Genomic DNA, 545 nt, shown 5'->3' with positions numbered 1-545 from the left:
CGGTGTCCTAGGCCTCTAGACGAAGGGGACAAAAATTTGCATTTCGAAGCATTGCTTCGATTAATTTTTGTAAGTGCGACAGCTGAGCCTGCGAGGCTAAGCGGCCTAATTACAAAAACATGCTTTTGTCACTAGGACTGGTTATTTAGACTCTTACCATGCGAGTAAAGTGGCGTCCCCTAGGGGATTCGAACCCCTGTTACCGCCGTGAAAGGGCGGTGTCCTAGGCCTCTAGACGAAGGGGACAAAAATTTGCATTTCGAAGCATTGCTTCGATTAATTTTTGTAAGTGCGACAGCTGAGCCTCCGAGGCTAAGCGGCCTAATTACAAAAACATGCTTTTGTCACTAGGACTGGCTATTTAGACTCTTACCATACGAGTTATCGAACACACCGAAACATGTATATGTTCGGCCTAAATTAGGATGAGATGTGTCGAATAAATGATTTGGTGGAGCTAGGCGGGATCGAACCGCCGACCTCTTGCATGCCATGCAAGCGCTCTCCCAGCTGAGCTATAGCCCCAAACCTGATACTGAAATCTC

Annotated in this window: 2 tRNA genes; both read right to left on the bottom strand. The window is 47.2% G+C overall.

What is annotated here, in order from left to right:
• Positions 1-170: 170 nt before the first annotated feature.
• A tRNA-Glu gene (locus C2M36_RS11870) sits at positions 171-246 on the bottom strand.
• 203 nt (positions 247-449) lie between these two features.
• A tRNA-Ala gene (locus C2M36_RS11865) sits at positions 450-525 on the bottom strand.
• Between the last annotated feature and the right edge of the window lie 20 nt (positions 526-545).

Origin of the sequence: Pseudoalteromonas sp. T1lg75, assembly GCF_002964705.1 — a bacterium.
Lineage (GTDB): Bacteria > Pseudomonadota > Gammaproteobacteria > Enterobacterales > Alteromonadaceae > Pseudoalteromonas.
This window is presented reverse-complemented; position numbering and strand designations above follow the sequence as displayed.